The organism is Streptococcus anginosus, assembly GCF_001697145.1.
Taxonomy (GTDB): Bacteria; Bacillota; Bacilli; order Lactobacillales; family Streptococcaceae; genus Streptococcus; species Streptococcus hominis.
This window is the reverse complement of record NZ_CP012719.1, coordinates 1675464-1691438: the sequence shown is the minus strand read 5'-3', so window position 1 is coordinate 1691438 and position 15975 is coordinate 1675464. Positions and strand designations below refer to the sequence as shown.

Genomic DNA, 15975 nt, shown 5'->3' with positions numbered 1-15975 from the left:
GATGAGCAGAAAAATTATCTTTTTAGATGTAGACGGAACTTTGGTGGATTATGACAATCGCATTCCAGAATCCGCTATTCAGGCTATTCGTCAGGCGCGGGAAAATGGGCATCTGATCTATGTCTGTACGGGACGTAGTAAGGCGGAAATGCCTCAGGAAATCTGGGATATTGGTCTGGACGGTATGATTGGCGGGAATGGTTCTTATGTGGAGCATGAAGGCCAGGTTATTATGCATCAGCTGATTCCTTTAGAAGTGGAAAAGAGAGTTGTAGACTGGTTGCATGAGAGAGGATTGGAATTTTATTTAGAAAGTAACAACGGTCTCTTTGCTAGTGAACATTTTCGTGACGCAGCACGTCCGGTCATGAAACTTTATGCCAAGAAAAAAGGCAAAACAGATGCGGAAGTTGAACATCAAGAGGTTGAAGATGTGATGCACGGCATGGTCTTTGGTGGCGAGCTTTACCGAGATGATCTGAATAAAATCAGCTTTATTCTCACTTCTTATCAGGATCACTTGGACTCTAAGGAAGCTTTTCCAGAGCTCAAGGCTGGTACATGGGGTGGTCGTGGAGAGGAAGCTCTCTTTGGCGATCTAGGAGTTAAGGATATTACGAAGGCACATGCGATTGATGTACTGCTAGAGTATTTGGGGGCAAAAAAAGAAGATACAATTGCTTTTGGAGATGCCAAGATTGACATTCCGATGTTGGAATATTGTCAAATTGGGGTTTCTATGGGCAATGGCGGCCCAGAAATATTAGCCATGGCGGATATGGTGACAGATGATGTGGCCGAGGACGGTCTCTACAATGCCCTTGAAAAATTAGAACTTCTTTAGAGGAATATTTTATGACAAAAACACTTTATTTGATGCGACACGGGCAAACTTTATTCAATAAGCGGCATCGGATTCAAGGTTGGTGTGACGCCCCTTTGACGGACTTAGGAGTGTATCAGGCTCAGGTGGCTGGGCAATATTTTAAAAATGCAGCAATTACGTTTGATGCGGCTTACAGCTCAACATCTGAGCGAGCTTGCGATACTTTAGAAATTGTTACAAATGGTAGTCTTCCTTATCAGCGAGTTAAAGGCCTCAAGGAATGGAATTTTGGAACCTTTGAAGGAGAAAGTGAAGACCTCAATCCTCCTTTGCCATATGAAGATTTTTTTGTGACCTATGGTGGCGAATCTCAAGACCAAGTTCGAGAGCGCACGGCTGCAACCATCCTACAGCTCATGCAAGAAACGAAAGGCAAGTCTGTTCTCATGGTATCTCACGGTGGTGCTATGGCTAATTTTGCTCGTGCTTGGAAAGATAATTGGCAACTGGATGAGTTGGGTCACATGACAAATTGTGGTATTTTGAAGTTTACTTTTGAACATGACCAATTTTACCTAGAAGAAGTGATTGGTCACGATTTTAGCGGCTGGGAGGAAGCGTAAATGAAAGATTTATATTTGATGCGGCATGGACAGACTTTTTTCAATCAAGAGGGCTTGGTGCAGGGAGTGTATGATTCACCGCTGACTGATTTAGGTATAGAGCAAGCCAAGCAAGCGCGAGCTTTTTTCGAGAAAAATGGCATTGAATTTGGCGGTATCTACTCTTCCACTCAAGAGAGGGCTTCTGATACCTTGGAAATTGTGACTGGTCGAACAGATTACACCCGTCTCAAGGGGGTGAAAGAGTGGAATTTTGGACTTTTTGAAGCTCAGCCAGAAAGATTGCAGCCCAAGTTTCGAGCTGGTGCGGTGTCTTTTGAAGATTTATACGTGCCTTATGGGGGTGAAGATGTGGCTCAAGTAGGAGAACGCATGCTGACCTCTCTGACAGAAGTCATGAAAAAAACGCCTGCTGTTGAGAATCCAACATTGGTCGTCAGTCACGGTGGCGCTATGTGGGCTTTTTATCTAAAAGTAGGCTATTTGCCTGATCCTAATATTTATTTCAGTAACTGTGCCATTTGTCATTACCAATATGAAAATGACCAGTTTCTGCTTCGACAAGTTATTGACCCATTGGCTAAAACGGTCTATGACTTGTAACGGCAACTTACTTATTATCGTTTGATCTCTTATAGAGAAAATAGCATAGAGTGGCTGTTTAATAGTTGAATAAAAGAAAGAAAATGATGACCAAAACCATCATTTTCTTTCTTTTTATATATAATTTTCTCAAATTTCCTTTTTCTGTAGGTGATTGCATTAGTAAACTATCCTGGGCTCAAGTATTTTACGAAACATCTCGAAGAATTTTTCGAGATCTGCAATATTATAAAAGCTATTCTTCTGTTACCCACACGCTTCTGGTGAAGATCATGGAGAGTAGGGCTAATCCAGCAAGTCCTACTCCTACGTACCAGTAGGGGAGGTCCATTGTGGTGGAGCGTCCAGACAGGTTGACAATGCCACGAAAGAGAACGCCAGTAGCAATGGTTGCAACCGCGGAATTCCAAAGATTGAGACTGAGCCGTGAAAGATTGGGGATGATTTTTTGAAAAATCAGAAGTACCATCCCTCCTACCAGTGGCGCTCCAAAGAGATAATGCATATAAACTGAAGTCTCACCAAAGCTGAAGTGCTCGTAAATACGACTAAAAATGAAGAAAAATATTGTGATTAAGGCATAGACAACGGCTGTCTTTTTGAACCGTTTCTTGCTTGCTTTAGTAACCGATGTAGACAATGTCACTCACCGCCCTTTCTGAAATTGTTCCGTTTGTTGTTGGTTTATTGATGACCTTACCATTGAAGTAAAGAGTAGACGATCCTCCTCCGTCAAGGTTATAAGCTGTTTTCACCCCGTAAGATTTCATAACTTCTGCGAGTTCATAGAGAGAAAGTCCCGCGCTTTCTGAAGTTCGACCGTCTGATACAACGATAATATAGTGATTTTTGTCAATCATTCCAATAGCTGTACGCGGATTGGAAGACATGGATTGCCCCACTTCCGAATTGCTTGAAACAGCAATCTTACCGTTTTCAACCAAAGTTGGACCAAAAGCGAGAAGGTTTACAACACCTTTTTTAACCAAGTCATCAGCAGAAACATCATTTTCGTAAACAATTCCGAAGCTCCCATCTTTATAAATTGCTAAGTCACTGTTGCTAGCATCTTCTCGTACGGTATTTCGATAGACAACACTGTTACGGATGACATAGCCAGTCGTGTTAGCTCCGTAGTAGTCTCCGTTGATAGCAAGAATGGCATTGTTATTGGCTGCTGTGACAGAAGTCTTAGCAGTCACGTTATTTCCATAAGTATTTTGCGCTAGAGCGGTTTTGAGATATTCAGGCGAGCTGACCGTAATATCTGCAATGTACACTTTCGTGTTGCTGACGGTTTTTGTAGTAATCTTTACTGAAATATTATCGTCTTTATAGCTCGTATCAGTCGTTGTAGCATTTGTTGTGGCTTTAGCAGCAGTTGTACTTGTCGAGCTTGAAGAAGATTTTACAGTTGTAATAGACTCTGACAAGACAAAGGTTTTTAGCATTGAATAGGTAAATGATCCTGTTAGCAAAATACCAAAGAGACTGGCATAAGCATAGGATTTTTTAAATAATTTCATAATAAGGTATGAGTCCTTTCCTTGAAAATAATTTTTTTTTGCACGAGCCAAGATAGGCAAAAAAGTAGAGCGCCGACAAGGATTTTAACAATCAGCAAATTGAGACCGAAGCTGGCATAAAAGAGTCTAATCAAAAGGGTGTCAAGGATAAACAGGCCCAAGGCTAAACCGAAATAACCAGTCCCTGTTTTGGCGACACTGTCTTTATTTTTAAAGACCAGTTTTTTATTTGCGGAATAATTGAAAATCGAGCTCGTGACACGAGCCACTCCGTTTGCCAGTAAAATTTTGAGACTAGTTGGTACCGCAGCAAGCACAAAGAGGGCGAGAGCATAGACGATATAGTCAACCAAAAAACTACTAATTGAAGAGAGAGCAAACTTAAACATATCTTTATAAATCATAAGCCCGTCTCGTACCGGTCTAAAGTGAGAAGCTTGATTGTCATTGATATAAACCGTCTCAATTGGAACTTCAATGATAGGGTATTCTTTGGAAGCAGCTAGCAGCATATTCATTTCATATTCATAACGCCGCCCTTCAACCTTCAACATAAATGGAATCATGTTGGTTGTAAATCCACGAAGTCCTGTTTGGGTGTCTGTCACGGAAACACCAGTCTGTTGCTTAAACAGAAATCGTGTTAATTTATTTCCAAAAGCCGAACGTAAAGGAACGTTACCAGAAAAAGATCGAGTTCCCAAAATCAACCGATTAGGGTTTTCTTGAGCCTTTTTGCTCACTCGGAAAATATCCCAAAGTTTGTGTTGACCGTCTGCATCAGCTGTGACCACTGCCCCATATTGACCTAAGGAATCAATATAAGAAAAAGCTGTTTTCAGCGCTTGCCCTTTCCCTTGATTTGTTGTATGGCATAGAATAGTAGCATATTTCTGTGCTTCTCGAAAAATGGAATCATCGTTAGCTGGACTGCCGTCATTTACCACGATGATTTGCAGCGAGCTCTTTTCCTTCACCTTTTGCAACAAATGAATAAGATGAAGGTCAGGTTTGTAAGCAGGAATGACTAAATAGTTCATGGGTTTACTCCTTTCTTAGAAAAGTGATAGAAAATTTACACAACAGTATATAGAGCATAGCTTAAAACTAACTGATATCAGCTTTTTTTAAGGTTTTGAAGTGGAATGGGTAATGGAGTATAGGAAAAAACTGTGCTTTTTACAAAAACAAAAATCGAATTTTTCTTGCTATTTCCCAGAATGTTTAGTATAATAGTTATTCGTGAGAAAACCTCACTTACCCCTTGCAATGTCTGGGGGTCATTAGACCAAAAGGAGGAAAAATCAATGGCTAAATACGAAATTCTTTATATTATTCGTCCAAACATTGAAGAAGAAGCAAAAAACGCTTTGGTAGCACGCTTTGACTCTATCTTGACTGACAACGGTGCAACTGTTGTTGAATCAAAAGACTGGGAAAAACGTCGTCTTGCATACGAAAACCAAGATTTCCGTGAAGGACTTTACCACATCGTGAACGTTGAAGCTGAAGATGCTGTCGCTTTGAATGAATTTGACCGTCTTTCAAAAATCAACGCTGACATTCTTCGTCACATGATCGTCAAACTTGACGCATAAGAAGGGTTACTATGATAAATAACGTTGTACTTGTGGGTCGGATGACCCGAGATGCCGAACTTCGCTATACGCCGCAAAATCAAGCGGTCGCAACTTTTACTCTTGCTGTCAATCGCAACTTTAAAAATCAAAGTGGCGAGAGAGAAGCAGATTTTATCAACGTTGTGATTTGGCGTCAGCAGGCAGAAAATCTTGCAAATTGGGCTAAAAAAGGAGCCCTCATCGGAATTACTGGTCGTATTCAGACACGTAACTACGAAAATCAGCAAGGTCAACGTGTCTATGTGACAGAAGTGGTAGCTGATAATTTCCAATTGTTAGAAAGCCGTGCCAGCCGTGAAGGTCAATCTTCTGGTAGCTATACTTCTAATAACTTCGGAAATTCATCTTCCAATTTTGGGAACTCAACTTCTGTTAACCAAGTCCCCAACTTTTCTCGTGATGAAAATCCATTTGGGAATACCAATCCAATGGATATCTCAGATGACGATCTACCATTTTAATGGACAAACAGAATAAATATATAAAGGAGAAAGAACATGGCTCAACAACGTCGTGGCGGATTTAAACGCCGTAAAAAAGTTGATTACATCGCAGCAAACAAGATTGAATATGTTGATTACAAAGATACTGAGCTTCTTAGCCGTTTCGTTTCAGAACGTGGGAAAATCCTTCCTCGTCGTGTAACAGGAACTTCAGCTAAAAACCAACGTAAAGTAACAACAGCTATCAAACGCGCTCGCGTAATGGCTTTGATGCCTTTCGTAAACGAAGACTAAAATATAAAAATGAGCATGAATTTCATAAAATCATGCTCATTTTTTAAAACTCAATCAGCAACTAAATAGGTTGCTTTTCTTATGCTCAAAATTGTTTGAAACGGTTACTAAAAATATTTATCAGATCTTATTCAAAACATCCACTTGTTGAAACAAGCGGATGTTTTAATAAAAATATGACTAAAGTTGTTTTGGTGCGGTTAAAGCACTGCGGATATTGAATTTCTTTTTGAGATAGAAACGCAGTGCCAACGTTCCACCACCGAACACAAGGATAAATAAGTTCGGCAGTTTTGGATTTAAAACTGCTGGCAACAGGAAGGTTGTTCCGTAAAGAACAACAGCCCACAAAATCGTAGCAGCTGAAATGATAAGAAGCGATTTGAAAAATGGTGGTTTTTGACTTTGGTCTTGGTCAGCATAATAAAAACGGTAAATAAAGTAGTACATTCCGTAAAATACGAGTGCCCCCACCGCGCTACCAAGTACAATCGTCACAACGCCATAATTGCTAGGATTTTTGGAGAATAAGTTAACACTACTATTTAAGATAGCAAATAAACTAAAGACAAATAAGAAAGCATCCATAATCATGAGATAAGGGTTGGTATTTTCTTGAACGGTCTGAGCTTCTTTTTGTTTTGCTTCTGAGAAATTGGCTGCCCAAACAGTAGGTGCTCCATAAAGTCCGCGAGCGGTAATTCCTTTTGCTTGATTTTCAAGAATCGTGGGAATAATTTCTTCTAGTAAAACTTTAATTTCTTCGTCTGTCTTTCCATCTTTGATGAGTTGATGGGTTGCGATGCGGATGAATTCTTGATTCTTTTTGCTGAGTTTATCCAAAGAAACTTGTGTCATAAGATCTCCTTTTAATTAAAATAATTTTTTGTGAATAAGGTAAACAGTCAGAGAAACACTTATCGCAAAGGCGATAAAAATAATAATCCAAAAAGCGTGCGGTTCCCCGTTGAGTGGCAAGTCATTGTTTTTGAAGTTCATTCCATAGGCTGAAAAAATCATGGTTGGAATGGACATGACAATTGTCACCAAAGCCAGAGCTTTCATGATGTTATTTTGATTATTTGAAATGATAGAAGCAAATGTATCGGTCATGCTGTGCAAGATATTTCCATAAATATCTGCCATCTCAATCGCCTGCTGGGTCTCGATGAGTGTATCTTCCAGCAAGTCCTCATCTTCTAAATATTTCTTAATATTGCTTGTAGCGCTAGTTAATTTTTTAATCACACGCTCATTGGTTTTTAAGGACGCTTTGAAATAGACAATCGTTTTTTCAAGCTCCATGAGTTCAATCAATTCTTCATTGCGAGTGGACTTGTGCAGTTGACTTTCAATCTGCTCACTCTTGCGGTCAATGGAGCGCAGCGCTGTCAAATACAGCTCGGCGTTTCGGTAAAGAATTTGGAAAATAAAGCGCGAACGCATGAAAGTATAGAAATTACGCAGTCGTCGATTGATAAAAATATCCAATAAAGGGAGTTTTTCCAAACAGGTGGTAATAATCGCCTCTTCGGTAATAATAATCCCTAGAGGGATGGTTACATAGTAAGTCTGATTATTTCGCTCCTCTGTAATTGGAACATCCACAATAATCAAGGTATATTCATCTTCGATGGTAACACGAGACATTTCCTCTGCGTCAAGGGGTGCTCGTAAGTCCGTAATATCAATGTCAAAGGCGTTGGCAATTTCAGTAGACTCACTTTGAGAAGGGTTGACTAAATTGATCCAAGTCCCCGACTCAAGCGTATCAATTTCTTTAAGTTCAGTTGTTGTTGATAGAAAGACTTGTTTCATGTTTTCCTCCTTCAGTTATTTGCACACCGTACTATTATACTATAAAATTCCGAGTTTTTGGGTAAAAGATTGTAGAAAATTTTGTTATAATAAAAAGAAGTTTAAAATAAAGTGTGGTAAGAATGCAGGATAAAATTATCATTCATGGAGCACGAGCTCATAATTTAAAAAATATTGATGTCACAATTCCGCGAGACAAGTTGGTTGTCGTGACTGGTTTGTCTGGTTCAGGCAAATCTAGCTTAGCTTTTGACACTCTCTATGCAGAGGGGCAACGTCGCTATGTAGAAAGTTTGTCTGCCTATGCCCGCCAATTTTTGGGCAATATGGAAAAACCAGACGTGGATTCAATTGACGGACTTAGTCCAGCTATTTCTATTGACCAAAAAACGACCAGCAAGAATCCGCGGTCAACGGTTGGAACAGCAACAGAAATCAACGATTACCTTCGTTTGCTCTATGCACGTGTGGGTACTCCTTACTGTATCAATGGGCATGGAGCTATTACTGCTTCTTCTGTGGAACAAATCGTCAATCAAGTTTTGGAATTGCCAGAGCGTCAGCGGTTGCAAATCCTAGCACCCATTGTTCGCAAGAAAAAAGGGCAACACAAGACAATTTTTGAGAAAATTCAAAAAGACGGATACGTGCGTGTGCGCGCGGACGGAGATATTTATGATGTCACAGAAGTTCCAGAGCTTTCTAAAACGAAAAAACACGATATCGAAGTAGTGGTGGACCGAATTGTTATTAAGGACGGTGTACGCAGTCGGTTGTTTGATTCGATTGAAGCAGCCTTAAGAATTGCGGACGGTTACGTGGTGATCGATACGATGAATGGCAAGGAATTACTCTTTTCCGAGCATTATGCTTGTCCAGTCTGTGGCTTTACGGTACCTGAGTTGGAGCCTCGCCTCTTTTCTTTTAATGCACCATTCGGCTCTTGTCCTGATTGTGACGGTCTGGGTGTGAAGTTGGAAGTGGACTTGGATATGGTGGTTCCTGACAGTAGTAAAACCTTGCGGGAAGGCGCCTTAGCTCCGTGGAATCCTATTTCTTCAAATTACTATCCTCAAATGCTAGAGCAGGCAATGACCGAATTTGGTATTGATATGGATAAGCCATTTGAGGAACTGACAGAAGACGAGCGGCAGCTGATTTTCTTTGGCTCTGAAGGGCGAGAATTTCATTTCCATTATGAAAATGAATTTGGTGGTGTGCGAGATATTGACATTCCTTTTGAAGGCGTCGTGACCAATATCAACCGTCGCTACCATGAGACCAATAGTGATTTCACCCGTACCCAGATGCGGCTTTATATGAATGAGCTGACGTGTGCAAGCTGCCATGGTTATCGACTGAATCCACAAGCCTTGTCTGTTAAAGTGGGGGGTGAAGGTGGTCTTAATATTGGCCAAGTATCTGATTTGTCTATTGCAGATCATTTAGAATTACTTTCTCATCTGACTTTGACTGAAAATGAAGTGGCCATTGCAACACCGATTATCAAAGAAATCCGCGATCGCTTGACTTTTCTTCATAATGTCGGACTTAATTATCTAACTCTGTCTCGGTCTGCGGGAACATTGTCGGGTGGGGAGAGTCAGCGGATCCGCTTGGCGACTCAAATCGGCTCTAATCTCAGCGGTGTTCTTTATATCTTAGATGAGCCTTCTATCGGTCTTCATCAGCGGGATAACAATCGCTTGATTGCCAGTCTCAAAAAAATGCGTGATTTGGGTAATACCCTCATTGTGGTTGAACATGATGAGGACACCATGCGTGAAGCTGATTGGTTGATTGATGTTGGACCTGGAGCAGGTGTTTTCGGTGGCGAAATTGTTGCGGCAGGCACGCCTGATCAAGTTGCGAAAAACAAAAAATCCATTACAGGTCAATACTTGTCAGGTAAACGCAAGATTGAAGTTCCGCTAGAACGCCGAGTTGGAAATGGGCGCTTTATTGAAATCACAGGTGCGCAAGAGCACAATTTGCAAAATATCACAGCTCGTTTCCCTCTAGGAAAATTCATTGCTGTGACGGGGGTTTCTGGTTCCGGAAAGTCTACTCTGGTTAATTCGATTTTGAAAAAGGCGATTGCGCAAAAGCTCAATCGAAATTCAGATAAACCAGGGAAATTTAAAAAGATTTCAGGCATTGAGCATATCGATCGTTTGATTGATATTGACCAAAGCCCGATTGGACGGACTCCTCGCTCCAATCCTGCTACTTATACTGGGGTTTTTGATGATATTCGTGACCTTTTTGCCAAGACCAATGAAGCCAAAATTCGCGGTTATAAAAAGGGGCGCTTTAGTTTCAATGTCAAGGGTGGACGTTGTGAGGCCTGCTCTGGGGATGGGATTATCAAGATTGAGATGCACTTTTTACCAGATGTTTATGTCCCTTGTGAGGTTTGTCATGGAACACGGTACAATAGTGAAACCTTGGAAGTGCACTACAAGGAGAAAAACATTACTCAAGTTTTGGATATGACAGTTAATGATGCAGTCGAATTTTTTAAGCATATTCCTAAAATTGAGCGGAAACTTCAGACCATCAAAGACGTAGGACTAGGATATGTAACGTTAGGACAACCTGCCACAACTCTGTCTGGTGGGGAGGCTCAGCGGATGAAACTAGCCAGCGAACTTCACAAGCGCTCAACAGGTAAGTCTTTCTATATTCTGGATGAACCAACTACAGGTCTGCACGCGGAGGATATTGCGAAACTTCTCCAAGTGCTATCACGTTTTGTAGATGATGGCAACACGGTTCTTGTCATCGAACATAATTTAGACGTGATTAAAATGGCAGACCACATTATTGACCTTGGACCAGAAGGTGGTATTGGCGGAGGTACTATTATTGCTACTGGTACACCGGAAGAAGTAGCTGCAAACTCTGCTAGCTATACTGGCCAGTATCTAAAAGGAAAGTTAAAATAAGATTTAAAAGACTCTGCTTTTTTAGGCAGAGTCTTTTTTATAATAAATTACGAATTTTTTCTTTTATAAATGGGTTAAGAGGATAGTGTTTATCCAGATATTCTAGGAGTGCTTGAGCAGACTCAGAAATGCGTTCGTAACCTTGCAAAAAGTGAGGCAATTGCTTGGCTTCCTTGGGATAACCTTCTTCAAATCGTTTGTTGGTATTAAAGATATCTATAAAATTAGATCTAGAAGTTGTTTCCAAACTGATTAGTTCAGTCCAAAGCTTGACGGATCTGTTTTGGATGAAATCATAAGTAGCTAATTTTTCGCCTCGCTGATAGCGACCTAGCCCTAAATATAGATTACATGAAATTTCTCCCAACAGCCATTCACGGTCTCTGTTTTCTTTTGATGGCAGTCTTTGTGGCTGACAGATTGTTTCATCAAAACCAACCTCCTTCCAGATAATCTTGCCTTCAGCGAAGGGAATGTTTACTAGTTCATGAGCTTCAAAGACAGCAAATTCACAAAAAACATCATCTTCAAATAGAACTTTATGTCCGTCCACTGTATTTTGGTAGTGAAATGCAATTGGTTCTAGCTTACTTAACCAGGTTAGGTCTTGGATATAGGTCTGCTTGTAGCCATCTTTTACAATAACAAAGAAGTCTAAATCTGAGTATTGATCTAATCGTTCTCTTTCTGTTCCGCAAGAACCAAGTGCCAGCAAAGCTAGTGCTTGTTTCGAATCTTTTAGAGACTGACCAATCTCATCTAGTCTTTGTAACAGTAATTCAGTTTTATTCATATCGTTACCTCATTCTTTCTTGTTTAACGAAAATTATACATTTAGCGCTTTCAAATGTCAATTTCATCTAATCCTAACTATATAGATTGTATTATTTTCGGTATTTTTTTGCTATAATAAATTGAATCATTTTACGGAGGAATTTTTATGTTATCAAGAGTAAATAAATTAGAAGCAGCACTTGCGCAAACGGATTGTGATGCTGTCCTTGTGACCAATCTTAAAAATATCTATTATCTGACGAGTTTTAGCGGAACTGAAGCAACTGTTTTTATCAGCAAGAATCGCCGAATTTTTCTGACCGACTCACGCTATACCTTGATTGCCAAAGGTGTGGTAAAAGGTTTTGATATTGTCGAAACACGTGATGCTTTGTCAGAAATTGCGAAGATCATTGCAAATGATAAAATAGAAACTATTGGATTTGATGACGAAATTTCTTATCATTATTTCAAAACTCTCGAAGAACTTTTTTCAGATTATAAGCTGACAGCAATGACTGCTTTCATTGAAAATCTACGCATGATCAAAGATGAAGGAGAAATTGCCACGATTCGAAAAGCTTGTCAAATTTCTGACCAAGCCTTTCTAGATGTCTTGGATTTTATCAAGCCGGGGCAAACAACGGAGCTACAAGTCATGAACTTTTTAGATGCTCGCATGCGGCAGCTTGGCGCGTCAGGAGCCTCTTTTGACTTTATTATTGCATCAGGTTATCGCTCTGCTATGCCGCATGGAGTAGCTAGCGAGAAGGTCATCCAAACAGGTGAAACCTTGACAATGGATTTTGGTTGTTATTATAATCACTATGTTAGCGATATGACGCGAACTATTCATGTTGGTCATGTGACGGATGAGGAGCGCGAGATTTACGATATTGTATTACGGAGCAACCAAGCTCTGATTGAAGCGGCGAAAGCTGGTATGAGTCGCATTGAGTTTGATCAAGTACCGCGCAAAGTGATTAACGATGCAGGTTACGGACAATATTTCACACACGGGATTGGGCATGGGATTGGTCTTGATATTCATGAGATTCCTTATTTTGGGAAATCCTCTGAGCCGATTGAAGCAGGTATGGTCTTAACAGATGAGCCAGGTATTTATTTGGACGGAAAATACGGTGTGCGGATCGAAGATGACATTCTCATCACAGACACAGGTTGTGAGCTTTTAACGCTTGCGCCAAAAGAGTTAATTGTTATTTGAGAATTGTCAATGTTTATGATAAAATAAAGAGAAATCTATTTTAAAAGAGGTAATAATAATGATTGAAGCAAGTAAGCTGAAAGCTGGTATGACGTTTGAAACAACGGACGGAAAATTGATTCGTGTCCTTGAAGCAAGCCACCATAAACCAGGTAAAGGGAATACTGTTATGCGTATGAAATTACGGGATGTACGCACAGGTTCGACTTTTGACACAACTTACCGTCCTGAAGAAAAATTTGAACAAGCAATTATTGAAACGCGCCCAGCACAATACTTATACCAAATGGATGACACAGCTTATTTCATGGATACAGAGTCATTTGAGCAATATGAAATCCCAGTAGCGAATGTAGAGCAAGAATTGAAATTTATTCTTGAAAATTCAGAAGTGAAAATTCAATTTTACGGAAGCGAAGTTATCGGTGTTACAGTTCCAACGACTGTAGAATTAGTCGTAACAGATACACAACCTTCTATTAAAGGAGCAACGGTGACAGGTTCTGGTAAGCCAGCTACTCTTGAAACAGGTCTTGTGGTCAACGTACCGGACTTTATCGAAGTTGGACAAAAATTGATTATCAATACGCAAGAAGGAACTTACGTTTCTCGTGCATAATTTATGTTGAGAACTAGAAGTTCTTAATTACTATCAAATTCAGACTGAGAGCCTGACAAATATTGAACAGACTCCTTGAATGTCTTTGTGTCTTAAGAAAGGACAAGTTATGGCAACTGAACAATTAGGCGAAATCGTTATCGCACCGCGTGTCTTAGAAAAAATTATTGCCATTGCAACGGCTAAAGTGGACGGTGTTTACTCTTTCGCAAATAAAAGCATGTCTGACAGTCTTGCAAAACGTTCTTTAGGACGTGGCGTCTATCTTCATACCGCCAGTGATGGCGAAGTAACTGTTGACATTTATTTATACTTAGAATACGGTGTAGGGGTGCCAGCAGTAGCTGTTGCTATTCAAAAAGCCGTTAAAAGTGCTGTTTCTGATATGGCAGAAGTTGAATTATCCGCAGTGAACATCCATGTAGCGGGTATTGTGCCTGAAAAAACACCAAAACCAGATTTAAAAGATTTGTTCGATGAGGATTTCCTCAATGACTGATGTACAACTGGAAGCAAGAAGAGAACTACGTGAACGTGCATTTCAAGCATTAATGAGTTTGGAATATGAAAAAGATATTGTAGAAGCGTGTCGTTTTGCATATCTCTATGATAAAGATATGACAAACGATTCTGATGTGGAAATTCCAGCCTTTTTATTGAACCTCGTCACGGGTGTTGAACAGTCTAAAAACGAGTTGGATGACAAGCTTAGCCAGTACCTAAAAGAAGGTTGGACTTTGGAACGTCTTACATTGATAGAAAAAAATATTCTTCGCTTGGGATTGTTTGAGATGACAGAGTTTGATACACCTCAACTAGTCGCAATCAATGAAGCAATTGAGCTATCTAAAAAATTCTCAGATGAAAAATCGAGCAAGTTTATCAATGGTATTTTAAGTAAATTTGTTATAGAATAAATTTTAAGAAGAAATGAATACAGGATTGAGAGGACGAACTTCGTTCTCTCTTTTTCAATTTTATCCGCTAAACAGCTTCAGAAAACCTCTGAAGTGACAGGGATGCTGCTCACTAGACCCAGAAGAGATGCAATAAGATAAAAAATAGATAGAAGAAAACCAAAGGGTTCTCCTTCATGTTATCCTTAAAAGGTAAGTAAAAGGAAGGAGAAGGAAATGGAGTTCAAGGAGTTATATGCCAAGGTGAGAGGAATTGTGCTGAAGTGTCGGAGGGAATATTATGTCCACCTGTGGGAATTAAGCGATTGGGAACAAGAGGGCATGTTGGTGCTCTATCAGTTGGTGAGTCGCTATCCGCAGCTGGTAGAGTCAGAAAGTCAGCTCTATGTTTACTATAAGACCAAGTTCCGCAATCATATCCTGGACATCCTCCGTAAACAGGAAAGCCAAAAACGCAAACTTGATCGTCAAGCTTATGAAGAAGTGAGCGAGATTGGTCACAAGCTCAGTCTAAAAGAACTGTATTTGGATGAATTGGTGATTCTCCGAGACCAGCTAAAGAGCTATCAAGCTCAACTGAGCCTAGAGAAACAAGAGCAGTACGAGCGCTTACTAGCTGATGAACGGTTCAAAGGTCGCCAAGCTATGATTCGAGAATTAAGAGCCTACTTAAAAGACTATAGTGATTAAACTAAGTCAGAACTTTTCCCTTTTTAAAGGTCATTTTCATTTTGCTACCTCTAGAAGATTTAATTCACTTTTTTTCATTTTCCTCTTGACATGAAACGCGTTCCAGATTGTACAATGAAGTCAAGCTAGCGAAGAAATAAGATTTGAACTTGGAGTGGAGCGCAAATCCATAAAGAAAAGGAGAGAAAAATCATGCAAACAAGAACGATTAAACGTATTTTTACTGATATGGATGGGACGCTTTTAAATTCAAAGGGGCAAGTTTCCGAAAGGAATGCCAGATGCATTCGCAGAGCAGCCATTCCGATTACGCTGGTCTCTGCGCGTGCGCCAATGGAGATGCGTGAGGCTATTGAATTGTTGGGTTTGCAAGGTTCGCAAGTGGGCTTTAATGGTGGTTTAATTTATGAGGTTGTCAATCATCAAATTCATCCGCTGCACACCAAGATTGTTTTCAAGCAGACCGCGGCAACGATTTTACAGGCTGTGCGGTAGCATTTTCCACAGGTCAGTCTCAGTTATTATGACTTGAATCATTGGTATTGTGATACAATAGATGAAGGAATTCGTTACGAATACGACTTGACTCATCAGGCACCGACCCAAGTTCATGATGAAGATTGTTTTCTTTCAGCTTGTGATAATCTTTTTAAAATCATGATGATTAGCTTTGAAGAGGAAGAAATGCAAGATTTGCAGGCTTATCTGAATAGTCTAGGACTAACTAGTGTTACAATTCTGCGTTCTGGTCGATTTTATTTAGAAATCACCAGCAAAGAAGCTCGAAAATCATCAGGGATTGATTACATTAGCCGGAAAGAAAATCTAAAAAAAGAAGAAACAGCTGCCTTTGGTGACGGTCACAATGATATTCCCATGCTAGAAATGGTTGGTTTTCCGATTGTTATGGCCAATGCCTTTAAGGATGTGAAGGCACATGCTTTTAAAATTACCAAAAGTAACGATGAGGACGGAGTTAGTTACGGAATTCACAGGTATCTCGTCAGTTAATCTTGAAAATCAGAA

General features: G+C 40.0%; 18 protein-coding genes and 1 pseudogene. 13 read left to right on the top strand and 6 right to left on the bottom strand.

Going from position 1 to position 15975, the window contains the following annotated elements:
- The first annotated feature begins 1 nt into the window (after position 1).
- Genes SanJ4206_RS08240 through SanJ4206_RS08230 form a run of 3 tightly spaced genes read left to right on the top strand, consistent with a single transcriptional unit; the run spans position 2 to position 2052 of the window.
- Positions 2–844, top strand: coding sequence for a Cof-type HAD-IIB family hydrolase (locus SanJ4206_RS08240; protein ID WP_004224548.1), 843 nt, complete (start codon positions 2–4; stop codon positions 842–844).
- 11 nt (positions 845–855) lie between these two features.
- The gene (locus tag SanJ4206_RS08235; protein ID WP_004224551.1) at positions 856–1449 is read left to right on the top strand and encodes a histidine phosphatase family protein; all 594 of its coding nucleotides are present in this window, start codon (positions 856–858) and stop codon (positions 1447–1449) included.
- Positions 1450–2052: a histidine phosphatase family protein gene (locus tag SanJ4206_RS08230; protein WP_004224553.1), complete on the top strand. Its 603-nt coding sequence runs from the start codon at positions 1450–1452 to the stop codon at positions 2050–2052.
- A gap of 235 nt (positions 2053–2287) precedes the next feature.
- On the opposite strand, the gene SanJ4206_RS08225 is transcribed toward SanJ4206_RS08230, so the two are convergent.
- The 3 genes from SanJ4206_RS08225 to SanJ4206_RS08215 are packed head-to-tail and all read right to left on the bottom strand — an operon-like array spanning position 2288 to position 4618.
- Complete coding sequence (locus SanJ4206_RS08225) at positions 2288–2698, bottom strand: hypothetical protein (RefSeq protein ID WP_022525324.1); 411 nt, start codon at positions 2696–2698, stop codon at positions 2288–2290.
- Complete coding sequence (locus tag SanJ4206_RS08220; protein WP_004224557.1) at positions 2673–3578, bottom strand: phosphodiester glycosidase family protein; 906 nt, start codon at positions 3576–3578, stop codon at positions 2673–2675. Before SanJ4206_RS08220 ends, SanJ4206_RS08225 begins: the two co-directional genes overlap by 26 nt.
- Complete coding sequence (locus SanJ4206_RS08215) at positions 3575–4618, bottom strand: bifunctional glycosyltransferase family 2/GtrA family protein (protein WP_004224559.1); 1044 nt, start codon at positions 4616–4618, stop codon at positions 3575–3577. The genes SanJ4206_RS08220 and SanJ4206_RS08215 overlap by 4 nt, the downstream gene beginning before the upstream one ends.
- A gap of 267 nt (positions 4619–4885) precedes the next feature.
- Here SanJ4206_RS08215 and rpsF point away from each other — a divergent pair, with 267 nt between their 5' ends.
- The 3 genes from rpsF to rpsR are packed head-to-tail and all read left to right on the top strand — an operon-like array spanning position 4886 to position 5955.
- Positions 4886–5176, top strand: a complete 291-nt coding sequence (gene rpsF, locus SanJ4206_RS08210) for a 30S ribosomal protein S6 (RefSeq protein ID WP_157622107.1) — start codon at positions 4886–4888, stop codon at positions 5174–5176.
- Positions 5177–5187: 11 nt separating this feature from the next.
- Entirely contained in the window at positions 5188–5679 is a 492-nt protein-coding gene (locus SanJ4206_RS08205; protein WP_003039831.1) for a single-stranded DNA-binding protein, read from the top strand.
- A gap of 36 nt (positions 5680–5715) precedes the next feature.
- Positions 5716–5955, top strand: coding sequence for a 30S ribosomal protein S18 (gene rpsR / locus SanJ4206_RS08200; protein WP_000068664.1), 240 nt, complete (start codon positions 5716–5718; stop codon positions 5953–5955).
- A 180-nt stretch (positions 5956–6135) separates the two neighbouring features.
- On the opposite strand, the gene SanJ4206_RS08195 is transcribed toward rpsR, so the two are convergent.
- Entirely contained in the window at positions 6136–6813 is a 678-nt protein-coding gene (locus SanJ4206_RS08195) for a DUF1129 domain-containing protein (RefSeq protein ID WP_004224566.1), read from the bottom strand.
- 15 nt (positions 6814–6828) lie between these two features.
- Positions 6829–7773 carry a magnesium transporter CorA family protein gene (locus SanJ4206_RS08190; RefSeq protein WP_003026319.1) on the bottom strand — a complete coding sequence of 315 codons (945 nt, stop codon included), beginning with the start codon at positions 7771–7773 and terminating at the stop codon, positions 6829–6831.
- Between the two features lie 122 nt (positions 7774–7895).
- On the opposite strand from SanJ4206_RS08190, the gene uvrA reads away from it, so the two are divergent.
- Positions 7896–10721, top strand: a complete 2826-nt coding sequence (uvrA, locus tag SanJ4206_RS08185) for an excinuclease ABC subunit UvrA (protein ID WP_004224567.1) — start codon at positions 7896–7898, stop codon at positions 10719–10721.
- A gap of 37 nt (positions 10722–10758) precedes the next feature.
- On the opposite strand, the gene SanJ4206_RS08180 is transcribed toward uvrA, so the two are convergent.
- Positions 10759–11514, bottom strand: coding sequence for a hypothetical protein (locus SanJ4206_RS08180; protein ID WP_157622105.1), 756 nt, complete (start codon positions 11512–11514; stop codon positions 10759–10761).
- Positions 11515–11661: 147 nt separating this feature from the next.
- Here SanJ4206_RS08180 and SanJ4206_RS08175 point away from each other — a divergent pair, with 147 nt between their 5' ends.
- The 6 genes and pseudogenes from SanJ4206_RS08175 (at position 11662) to SanJ4206_RS08150 (ending at position 15960) form a co-directional block, all read left to right on the top strand.
- Complete coding sequence (locus SanJ4206_RS08175; RefSeq protein WP_049517623.1) at positions 11662–12723, top strand: M24 family metallopeptidase; 1062 nt, start codon at positions 11662–11664, stop codon at positions 12721–12723.
- 58 nt (positions 12724–12781) lie between these two features.
- The gene (gene efp / locus SanJ4206_RS08170) at positions 12782–13342 is read left to right on the top strand and encodes an elongation factor P (RefSeq protein ID WP_003026309.1); all 561 of its coding nucleotides are present in this window, start codon (positions 12782–12784) and stop codon (positions 13340–13342) included.
- A 109-nt stretch (positions 13343–13451) separates the two neighbouring features.
- Positions 13452–13841 carry an Asp23/Gls24 family envelope stress response protein gene (locus tag SanJ4206_RS08165; RefSeq protein ID WP_003037725.1) on the top strand — a complete coding sequence of 130 codons (390 nt, stop codon included), beginning with the start codon at positions 13452–13454 and terminating at the stop codon, positions 13839–13841.
- Positions 13834–14259, top strand: a complete 426-nt coding sequence (gene nusB, locus SanJ4206_RS08160) for a transcription antitermination factor NusB (RefSeq protein WP_003037723.1) — start codon at positions 13834–13836, stop codon at positions 14257–14259. Before SanJ4206_RS08165 ends, nusB begins: the two co-directional genes overlap by 8 nt.
- A gap of 216 nt (positions 14260–14475) precedes the next feature.
- On the top strand, positions 14476–14949 hold the full coding sequence (locus SanJ4206_RS08155) for a sigma-70 RNA polymerase sigma factor region 4 domain-containing protein (RefSeq protein WP_022525320.1): 474 nt from the start codon (positions 14476–14478) through the stop codon (positions 14947–14949).
- A 192-nt stretch (positions 14950–15141) separates the two neighbouring features.
- Positions 15142–15960, top strand: a pseudogene (locus SanJ4206_RS08150) (HAD family hydrolase).
- The last annotated feature ends 15 nt before the right edge of the window (positions 15961–15975 follow it).

What these genes read in the sequence shown, in the direction of transcription:
- SanJ4206_RS08240 (WP_004224548.1), top strand. Translation starts at nt 2, where the DNA reads ATGAGCAGAAAAATTATCTTTTTAGATGTAGACGGAACTTTGGTGGAT.
- SanJ4206_RS08235 (WP_004224551.1), top strand. Translation starts at nt 856, where the DNA reads ATGACAAAAACACTTTATTTGATGCGACACGGGCAAACTTTATTCAAT.
- SanJ4206_RS08230 (WP_004224553.1), top strand. Translation starts at nt 1,450, where the DNA reads ATGAAAGATTTATATTTGATGCGGCATGGACAGACTTTTTTCAATCAA.
- SanJ4206_RS08220 (WP_004224557.1), bottom strand. Translation starts at nt 3,578, where the DNA reads ATGAAATTATTTAAAAAATCCTATGCTTATGCCAGTCTCTTTGGTATT.
- SanJ4206_RS08215 (WP_004224559.1), bottom strand. Translation starts at nt 4,618, where the DNA reads ATGAACTATTTAGTCATTCCTGCTTACAAACCTGACCTTCATCTTATT.
- rpsF (WP_157622107.1), top strand. Translation starts at nt 4,886, where the DNA reads ATGGCTAAATACGAAATTCTTTATATTATTCGTCCAAACATTGAAGAA.
- SanJ4206_RS08205 (WP_003039831.1), top strand. Translation starts at nt 5,188, where the DNA reads ATGATAAATAACGTTGTACTTGTGGGTCGGATGACCCGAGATGCCGAA.
- rpsR (WP_000068664.1), top strand. Translation starts at nt 5,716, where the DNA reads ATGGCTCAACAACGTCGTGGCGGATTTAAACGCCGTAAAAAAGTTGAT.
- SanJ4206_RS08195 (WP_004224566.1), bottom strand. Translation starts at nt 6,813, where the DNA reads ATGACACAAGTTTCTTTGGATAAACTCAGCAAAAAGAATCAAGAATTC.
- SanJ4206_RS08190 (WP_003026319.1), bottom strand. Translation starts at nt 7,773, where the DNA reads ATGAAACAAGTCTTTCTATCAACAACAACTGAACTTAAAGAAATTGAT.
- uvrA (WP_004224567.1), top strand. Translation starts at nt 7,896, where the DNA reads ATGCAGGATAAAATTATCATTCATGGAGCACGAGCTCATAATTTAAAA.
- SanJ4206_RS08180 (WP_157622105.1), bottom strand. Translation starts at nt 11,514, where the DNA reads ATGAATAAAACTGAATTACTGTTACAAAGACTAGATGAGATTGGTCAG.
- SanJ4206_RS08175 (WP_049517623.1), top strand. Translation starts at nt 11,662, where the DNA reads ATGTTATCAAGAGTAAATAAATTAGAAGCAGCACTTGCGCAAACGGAT.
- efp (WP_003026309.1), top strand. Translation starts at nt 12,782, where the DNA reads ATGATTGAAGCAAGTAAGCTGAAAGCTGGTATGACGTTTGAAACAACG.
- SanJ4206_RS08165 (WP_003037725.1), top strand. Translation starts at nt 13,452, where the DNA reads ATGGCAACTGAACAATTAGGCGAAATCGTTATCGCACCGCGTGTCTTA.
- nusB (WP_003037723.1), top strand. Translation starts at nt 13,834, where the DNA reads ATGACTGATGTACAACTGGAAGCAAGAAGAGAACTACGTGAACGTGCA.
- SanJ4206_RS08155 (WP_022525320.1), top strand. Translation starts at nt 14,476, where the DNA reads ATGGAGTTCAAGGAGTTATATGCCAAGGTGAGAGGAATTGTGCTGAAG.